Origin of the sequence: Bacillus sp. BML-BC051, assembly GCF_019656175.1 — a bacterium.
In the GTDB taxonomy this organism is placed as follows: Bacteria; Bacillota; Bacilli; order Bacillales; family Bacillaceae_G; genus Bacillus_A; species Bacillus_A mobilis.
This window is the reverse complement of record NZ_BPLI01000095.1, coordinates 1-9285: the sequence shown is the minus strand read 5'-3', so window position 1 is coordinate 9285 and position 9285 is coordinate 1. Positions and strand designations below refer to the sequence as shown.

5 protein-coding genes are annotated in these 9285 nt (G+C 34.0%); 3 read left to right on the top strand and 2 right to left on the bottom strand.

Annotated elements, in window-relative coordinates:
* Positions 1-631 precede the first annotated feature (631 nt).
* Positions 632-2230 (top strand): helix-turn-helix transcriptional regulator, encoded by a 1599-nt coding sequence (locus K5S59_RS28005; protein WP_212981977.1) that lies wholly within the window; start codon positions 632-634, stop codon positions 2228-2230.
* A gap of 481 nt (positions 2231-2711) precedes the next feature.
* On the opposite strand, the gene K5S59_RS28000 is transcribed toward K5S59_RS28005, so the two are convergent.
* Positions 2712-3896, bottom strand: coding sequence for an RES family NAD+ phosphorylase (locus K5S59_RS28000; protein WP_220784107.1), 1185 nt, complete (start codon positions 3894-3896; stop codon positions 2712-2714).
* A gap of 481 nt (positions 3897-4377) precedes the next feature.
* The gene (locus K5S59_RS27995) at positions 4378-5145 is read right to left on the bottom strand and encodes a hypothetical protein (RefSeq protein WP_212981975.1); all 768 of its coding nucleotides are present in this window, start codon (positions 5143-5145) and stop codon (positions 4378-4380) included.
* Between the two features lie 964 nt (positions 5146-6109).
* Here K5S59_RS27995 and K5S59_RS27990 point away from each other — a divergent pair.
* Both K5S59_RS27990 and K5S59_RS27985 read left to right on the top strand, forming a co-directional pair.
* A complete protein-coding gene (locus K5S59_RS27990) occupies positions 6110-7651 on the top strand; it encodes an SNIPE associated domain-containing protein (protein ID WP_212981974.1) in 1542 nt (513 codons plus the stop codon).
* A gap of 469 nt (positions 7652-8120) precedes the next feature.
* A complete protein-coding gene (locus K5S59_RS27985) occupies positions 8121-9266 on the top strand; it encodes a hypothetical protein (protein WP_212981973.1) in 1146 nt (381 codons plus the stop codon).
* Positions 9267-9285: the final 19 nt, after the last annotated feature.

Below are 9285 nucleotides of genomic sequence, written 5' to 3'. Positions count from 1 at the left end.
CTTAAGTTGATGGGCATGTATGGTGACCCCTATATAAGAAAAAACATGGGATTCTGAGAGACAATTAGTAATAGTTCTGTACGCAAACCAAAAGTTATTTGTGTCAGAATACGTTTCTCAGCGTCCCTTTTTTTGGTAATTTCGTGATAGTTATGGATAATGTCGATTTTATGAAGGAGATTTATAAGTTTTCTTGTAAAAAAAGAGAGAAATGGCTCTAGCTTTTTTCTTTGTTTTCTGTGATAGTAAAAATAGAAAAAATAAAAACTGATCCGTATGGAATCAGTTTTAAAAAAGAGTGAAAAGCTAGAAATTATATAGCTTTTGATTTAAAAATAGACAAAAAGAAAAAACACGAAGCATCCGGCAAGATCAATCGTGTTTTTCGTAGGAACCCGGTCCGGAACCCTTAACCAATCAGCTTAATCACTCCAGCTTGTAAGAGACTAACATAAGTTAAAGAAGACCTTTGGTTTATCATTCTATGATTATAATAGCGTCAATAAAAGTATTCGTCAAGCCATTACGAACACCTTTGTTATGTTATAAATTCATAGAAAAATCGTATTTAATCGTAGAAAAAATCCGGGTTTCTTCTGTCTGTCCTTTTTGGAAACGGGAGGAAAACAACATGTTAACTGTTCACGATGTGGAACGACTAGTTCATCCCGACATTTTAGGATATTTGCGGGATCGTTCTATGGAAATGCAAGTAACAACCAGGCTTGAAGAAGTTAGAAAATCAAAGACTGGGACAAGGTATATATCTAAGACGATTTGTAACGATCGTGAAATGAATCAAAAGAAATATAAGAGTCTATTGATTCAATACTATAAGACTCATATAGAACCAGAACTTGAGAAAGAAAATGCTGTAAAAGTACCGAGAGATACTGGTAAAAACGTTACTCAAAGTGAATTTTTTGAATTGATTTTCCGTGACAATTTCGAACACAGACGTGGAGAAACAGACACAAAGGGACGTCGTATTTACTTGAAGTCTTTCCTGTTTAATATTGACCATATAAAGAAGATCGTCAACGAGAAGAAAGTTGTTCGGAATTTGGAGAAGGTTTTAAAACAAATGAAGAATTACAATTACTTTACACCTAACTTATTTATAAGTCACAAATTCTTCAGTAAAGAGATGCTAAGCCTTTTAGGTGTAATTATACTTGATATCGATTTAGATACAGCTGGTGTCGTTATGACAAAGCGAGAATTACGTAGATACATACATAAGAAGCTAAAAGTAGAACCGAACTTGATTTGGGATACGAAAACACCTGGTAATTATCAAGTAGCTTTTCTAATTAAAAACATGACAGGAACACCGAAGTCAGTACATTTATACGAGTCTATTATTAAGGAAATGATATATCAATTAGGAGAATTTTGTGATCCGTCATGTGCCTCGGCAGCGCATATCTTCAGTATTCCAAAAAACAATAAACAGAAAAAACGCTTTGTACGTAAATATCATGAAGAAGTGTTTAGTATTAATGATTTCAGATGGTTACTACACGAACGAGATAAGCGCAGAGAAGATGAAAATGATAGCAAAGTATTAGATTTCTCTTATGAGCAAATGATGCGTCATGAAGCAATTCGAAAGCTTCATGATGGTGAGGTTTCATTTCGAAATCATGCAGCTTTCACACTCGCCTTGTTATACTATGCTACAAATAAAACACAAGAAGAATGTGAGAATTTCATGTATTCGGTCTGGTCTAAAACTGTAACTGAAAAAGGTGACCATTCTTTTACTGATCGTGAACTTCAACACTGTATAAAGCATGCTTACAGCGGTAAATACTCTGGTCCATCTTCAAAATGGATTTCTATTGTTACCGGTGTTGATTTCAAATACTCTATTAGAAGACCTAATATTAATAAAGGTATCTATAAAACAGGTAATAAACAACGATTTGTACAGTATTTGATTGAAAATGGCGGGGTTGTAGAAGTAACCCAGAAAGAGATTGTTGAAGTGCTAGAGATAGCACCAAGGACATTAAAGCGTTTAATTCAACAGTTAAAAGAAGAAGGGCTGATCGACTATCCATTGAATGAAGGACGAGGACGAGGTAAGTGTACGAGAATCGAATATGTTGGTGTACAGCAAGATGATACTGTAATCGAAATAGATATATTCAAGGGATTTGAGGAAGAAATGGAATCGCTACAAAAATTAGAGGAAGTATTCAACGGAAAATGTGATGCTATTTAGCATCACATTTTTATTTTTTTGAAAAGGTATAAACCTCGGTTTTCTGGGTGCTTCATTAAAGGTAGAATTCGTTCAAATCCTTGGTATGACTGAGTTTTAAAATAGGCCAATTCATGTACTTTGGGCCATCTTTTAGAGGGATTCACGCTCATATTACATCTAATTTTTTATGGGTCCTAAAGTGTCCTTTTAGGGAATATTTGCGTTGTATCGAATTCGCTTAAAGCCTTGGTATGACTGGGTTTTAAAATAGGCCAATTCATATACCATTAACCCTCTTTTCGTGGCGGCGGCCTCTGTCTATGCGCTCTTGTTTTCTTTTTCTATCTTTACGGTACTTGAAATTTTCTCTCTAGGCTCTTTTTCTTTTATAGTTATGTATTATACTTATATTGGAGGTGGTTCTTTCTGGTTCATTATGTTGGAGTAATTGCTCCTTTTGTACGAATAAAAAAACAAACTTTATGGTAATAAAGTTTGTTTAAGAATCCTTTTCACATTGAGTTTTAACATATTCGTATCTAACTAACTCTAGCCATTTCTTAAAATCAGGTACTAAAGGATCATTGATATACAAGTTATCATACACAGGACTTGTTTTTTTTCTACCACAGAACAGTGTGTAGTTGTTTTTTTTAGTAAAACTACTATGGTAGCATACACCTTCATAGCCTTTTAATCTAATATATTCCGATAAAATTTGAGTTGGTATATATTCAATTGAAGCACCATTTTCGTCAACAGGTTTTGAAATTTCAGCACAGAATAATGATAGAAAATCCTTTGCCCAAACCATATTGTGATCATAATCATTAGAAAATATAGAAGAAGGTGTCATGTTTGGAACCTTACTTAAATTAATAAGTTTCAGACTGCGTTTAGTTTGGAATTGTCCAAATACTACATTGTCTGTTTCAACAGCTCTAATTTCTTTTATACAAGTCTCTTTATCTTCTGCCCCGTAGAAGTATGAGATTCCATCTGGATTCATTCGAAATGATTTGGTACGGTTAGATGGCGGAGGTCCACATTCTAAAGAACGCCCTTTAATATCCTCGAAAGGTCCATCTGAATTAGAACGCGCTCTCCAAATTAAAGAACCTGCCTCTAGGTTTACTTCCATAAGTTCGAAGAAATAATCAAATATTGATAGCATACTTTCCCTAGAATTATTTCCATTCAAGTCAAAAAAGCGATTTCCGTGTTTAACGACTTCTTTGAACCATTCCCAATTTAAAGCAAACTCACTATTATATACGCCATAAAAACTATCTTTAAGAATAATCTGTGCTTCTCCATTTTCCCACACATCAATATCCCCTTGAGCAATATCTCGATATGATGGTCCACTGGATTCAAACAAATCTTTCATAAGTTCTTCACACTTATCGTTTTCGTCTATTTCTGCTGAAAAAATACACTGTGAATGGCGTAAAACCTCATTAATTGTTTCCGCTGAATCTTCGTATAGATGGTACGGGATATCATCTGTTGTTGCATTTACATATGCCTTTGAAAGGGCCTCACGAATAAACTCTCCCATCCTAGCTATATCAATGACAGGTACATTGCAACTCAGACAGTAATTACAATCGTCATGCTCCCCTTCATTTTCTATATACTCAATTATATATTTATTTTTAAAACAGTTAATACAACAAAACATATAATCACCTTTTTATTCTTTATTTTTAATTGAATTCATACCAATATTTCATGTGTAAATAAAGCCGCTTCATTGAAAGTGGTAACAGACTAAAAGTGTTTTATATTTATAAGTTTTATTTTTTATTAACGGGGTACAGACCGCAAAACGGAAAAAACCCACGTTAAGCAAATTTCGACATGAAAATAAGTGATTTTAACAACGCTAAGGCTGTTTAATACAACACAATATCATTAAAACGAGAAAAACTATTGAAATTGGTTGCTAACGCAACACAATTTATTCAAAATAGCCTACTTTTATATGCAACACAACTTAAAACAAGGCTAAATTGACTCAAAAACTCTTAAAGTGGTTTTTTTCCAAAATGCTGGCGATACCCCTAGATTGTAATCCCTACGTGTACCAACCATAGATATAGCTCTAAGTACAATCTCTGTATATCCAATAACCTTATCCCACACACAAATCCCTCCTTTTGTTACTCACCAAATACCTTCTTATCCATGTCGATTTCCTTACCTTCTACTGCGTCTTTTCCATAAATACTTTCCATCACTTCTTTACGTTTTTTCTCTTTTTCTTCTTCTTCTTTACGTTTCCTTTCCCTATCCTCAGGTGTTTCTTGTGCTTTTCGAATCGCTTCCTGATCCGCTGCTTTCCTATTGTACTCATTTATCGCATCATACTGCATTGGTCGATCATACTTCCCATACGTACCCGGCATATACGCATCTTTCAGTTCAAATGTATCACTCACTAACATTTCATACGGATATACACCATCCCCATGTAATGTTCCTCGGATTTCGTACGTAGAGTTGATGTAATATAATCCATCCTGCCTTTTCGTTACCAAAGCCTCTTCATACGGAGCAGGATATATTTTTCCGCTACCCCATTGCTCTAATACCCAGTACATTTTCTCGTATACTTCTCTAGCTGTAAACTTTTCTTCTTTCTGCATAGGTTTTTCTTTAGATGTCTGCGCCTCTTGTTTACCCGGATCTGACTGTGTATATGCTGCAAACTGTTCACACTCTTCTTTACTGTATACCTCTGCGCAATTCTCATCGATGTTAGGAGCGGTATTTACTTTCGAGTTGGAACTCTCTTTTGCCTCATCAACCTTATTCTCTTCCTTAGGAACCCTCTCTTTTGTGGAAGTATCTTTTGTCTCTGTACATCCCATAATCACAGTAGATAAAATTAAGCATAGACAAGTAACTTTTAATTTACTAACCTTCACACAAGCACCTCTTTTTTATTAATGATGTAATTAGTAATACTCGTTTATAAATGTGAATATAGCATAAATCGATTTGTAAAGTTAGTATTGAATTCCATATTCTCTCAAAAATTCACAAACACTTTTAGCTTCATCACTGTTCCCGGCCTTTGTGTAGCAATGGAACAGTATAACGCAACAATCATTAGCGGACATTAGAAATAATAAAAATGTACTTTTCATTTGAAAATGGCGTAATTTTAGATACATTTTCATGCTTATGAAGCAAAAAAGTTCAGTTTTAAAAAAAAACAAAAGCGTATTCTACTGGTAATGTCCACTAATATACGAAATAACCCTTAAAATAAATGGCCGCTAATACTTAACGTAAGTTTTGGTTCCATTGCTACACAGACCTCATTAACAATATTGTGGGTATTGTTAATGCAGCTCATGATTATGGAAAAAATACAAAGTGATGCATGGTCAATTAGTTTGAAGAAAATTACAAAAAATAAAAACGAGAGCGGTTACGTGCGCTCTCGTTTTTATTTTCCAAAGACATTTGATCATTGTATGTCTTCGTGTTCATCAATCCAGAAACCAATACTGTATGCTTGGGGTAGCACGCACATTTTAACGTTTTTATACTCTAAGGGGTACGCCAGCATTTTGGAAAAACCCCACGCTAAGAGCATACAAGGTTTTATACAGTTTTTTTGCTAATCCAGTAACAAACGAGAACCCTAAAACCCATGCCAGGATAGAAATGTATAAAAAAATGCATAGAGTCATAGAAACAGAAAAAGGCGGATTCCTTGTGAGAGTATAATTCCGCCTTGTCTTTGCTACTGATAACACTGATTAACATAATCCATTGGCAACAATCTTTGCGAAAAGAACCTAATAAAAATAGCTTCTTTTTATAATATGTTAGGGAGTTTATAATATAAAGATAGAAAAGTAAATAAAGGAGAAAAAAACTATGTATAAAGAAAAATTTCTGTATTCACCATGGGTAACTGGAATTTTATTTGCTTTATGGATCCTCATCATCCCCCCTATCATCGCAATCATCCTTATCATTAACCGAAATAAGGAAATGAAAAAGGTACAACAAGTTTGGGAAGAAAATGGATTTGATAAAGTTGTAAATGTTAAAGAGCAAATTGCCAGTCTTAGTGAAGAGTTGCAAAAGCTAACATTAGCTAAACAAGAAGTTCTAGCGGAGCTCGAAACTTTCAAGCCTATTACAGACCTAACGGAAGTTAAAAATAGCATTTCCTCTCAAATTGATAATATGAATACAGAAAAGGATGCCCTTGCAAAAAGAATTGAGGATGTTCAATCACTTGTAAATCTAACCGAATCTAAACAAAAATTGATCGAGGAGATTGAAGGATTCACATCCAATAAACAAGCAATTATTCAAGAGATTGATAGTTTGCAAAGAGAAGTTATCCTTCTAAAAGAGGACATACTTATGCAATCATTTGGATTTACAAATCCGAAATATGGTTTTGAAACGTCAGAGGCATTCCAAATCAAATTGAATGAGATTCGACAAAAACAAAAGAAAATGGTTAAGGATAAAGAAGCTACATTTCATCGCTTGGACTGGACAATTGGAGATGATAGAAAGAAAGGTAAGGAATTCATACTTGATACAATTAAACTTACCTTGAGAGCATTCAATAATGAATGCGACAATATCATTACAAAAGTAAAATACTCTAACCTGGAAGCAAGTGAGAAAAGGATTAAAAAGATTTATGATGAATTGAACAAACTCACTGATATGCAAAAGGTATCAATTACACCCGGTTATTTAAAATTAAAGATCGAAGAGTTGTACTTAAAGTATTCATTTGAACAAATGAAACAAGAAGAAAAAGAAGAGCAGCTTGAGATAAAAGAACGCATGAGAGAAGAAGCGAAAGCATTAAAAGAGTTAGAAAAAGCAAAAGAGAAAGTGGAAAAAGAAGAAAAGCACTTCGAGCAAGCAATTGAAAAGTTAAAAATGCAAATGACTGAAACAACTGAAAATCAACAGGCTAAATTAATTGAGAAGCTTAAAGAATTGGAAGCACAGCTGGAGCAAACGCGGAAAAATAAAGAAGATGTATTGTACAGAGTACAAAACACTCGTGCCGGTTACGTGTATATCATTTCAAATATAGGTTCATTTGGTGAAAACGTATTTAAAATCGGTATGACTCGTCGTTTAGAACCTATGGATCGTGTGAAAGAATTGGGTGATGCATCGGTTCCATTTACGTTTGATGTACATGGAATGATCTTTAGTGAAGATGCTCCTGCTTTGGAAAATGCCCTTCATCAAGCATTTGCCGATAAACGAGTGAACAAGGTAAATGCAAGAAAAGAATTCTTCCGGGTTGAGTTGGCTGAAATAGAAAATGTTGTGAAAAAAAACCACAACAAGACGGTTGAATTTACAAAGTTAGCTGAAGCTGAAGACTTCAGAAAATCTATCCAACTTGAAAATAAGCCTTTGCAAGCTGTTTAATATTTTTTCCCTTTGAATTTAATTAAAACAAATACAAAAAGAGTACCGATTGCTTAAATATATGTTTAACAAACTGGTACTCTTTTATTTATTACACTTTTTACATTGAAGTGCCTTTTTCTCAAATACCTACGTTTTTGAGATTGTTCATATCGCTTAGAGTAGTAAAATCAACGTTTTTTCATATCGAAATTTGCTTAGCGTATATTTTCGTTAAAATGTTGGCGGTACGCCTATAAGATAGGTGAAAACGGTATTAAGATCTGTGAAATAATTGAAACTTATGATATGAGGGAAAGCAGATAAATAATTTAAAGGTTTTGTTATAACAACCGATAGTATAGTGTTCATGGATACTTCCTTTCTAACCGGATTGGTGAAGAACCGCGTGAGTGATAACTCACGTGGTTTTCTTGTTTTTATTGTGTTTTCCATTATGATTTGAAAAACATAAAGAAGGGGTGATTAGATGGATCTATGGACAAAAGAGCAAATGCAAGATGCCACTATTGATGAGCTGATTGCTTACTTGCTGGATTTACGTAAAAATACAGAAGAATTTAAGTTAACCTTTGAAGAAATATCACAAAGTTTATATTTTAATAGCGAAATTACCTTTGAAGAAATTCAAGAATACTTTCAAAAGGATATTGAAGATAGGGGATTTACATACCCAAGGGGTGATGAAAGGAAGTTTTATGGAGGTGAATTTCTAGGTTATAGCAAGGTGCCTTTGAAGGGATATTTTTGGGTCTTGAACACAGAGAAAATTCAACGCCCTCTTGGACTGGTGGATATTGTATTTACTGTTTCAAAGGTAGATATTAAATCATCAGATAGAAGACATCCAAACTTCCGTACGGTTATTCGCGATGAAAAGAAATTTGTTTATGATTATGAATATAAAAATTATAAGCAGGTACCAATTAAAGATAATAAAAAAGATTCGGGGAATGTTGAGCTAAGGCAGTTCTATAAAGACCGCCAGGTATTGGTGGATGTTATTAATTATAGAATGCAGGAAGCGTTTGATGGGTATTTAAAGGATTTGGAGTCTATGACTCAAGATATTTTTATGTACAAAAATAAAACAACGAAGGGGTTTTTAGGTTACTTCAGAACTTTGATTGACTGGTTTGTTGGCCATCTTAAATATCTAGACATCGCGTTTTTGTATGACCACGTGGATGAAGAACTATATAATCATTTAGACGGCTATATTGGTGATTGTATTCGGGATATGGTTTCAATGATGGAGGCAATGCGAAGCATTGAAGCTCAGAATAAGGGTGAAGTTATAAATTTTGTTGAATATATACGTAATCCGTTTTATGATCCAGAAATAAAAGAAGTGTATGATGACGCTAACAAACTTTTAGAACGCATACAAAAATTATTTGAAGAACGTGATTATGGAGCAATGAAGGGGGCATCAAAAAAAACGGAGGAATGTGACCATGGTTACTATGATTTTGATGATGACCGGTTATATTATAACTTAAATGAAATGCAAACAAGGCGCTTCTATCAAAAAGAAGCTGGTTCTTGGGATGCAAAGATGCAAGAAGAAGAGCGTTTGCTAGCGTATTTAAAAGAAAAAAGAGCGGGAGTGTGATGAACTGAACCCTATAAAA

Coding starts and splice junctions, on each gene's coding strand:
- K5S59_RS28005 (WP_212981977.1), top strand. CDS start 632: ATGTTAACTGTTCACGATGTGGAACGACTAGTTCATCCCGACATTTTA.
- K5S59_RS28000 (WP_220784107.1), bottom strand. CDS start 3,896: ATGTTTTGTTGTATTAACTGTTTTAAAAATAAATATATAATTGAGTAT.
- K5S59_RS27990 (WP_212981974.1), top strand. CDS start 6,110: ATGTATAAAGAAAAATTTCTGTATTCACCATGGGTAACTGGAATTTTA.
- K5S59_RS27985 (WP_212981973.1), top strand. CDS start 8,121: ATGGATCTATGGACAAAAGAGCAAATGCAAGATGCCACTATTGATGAG.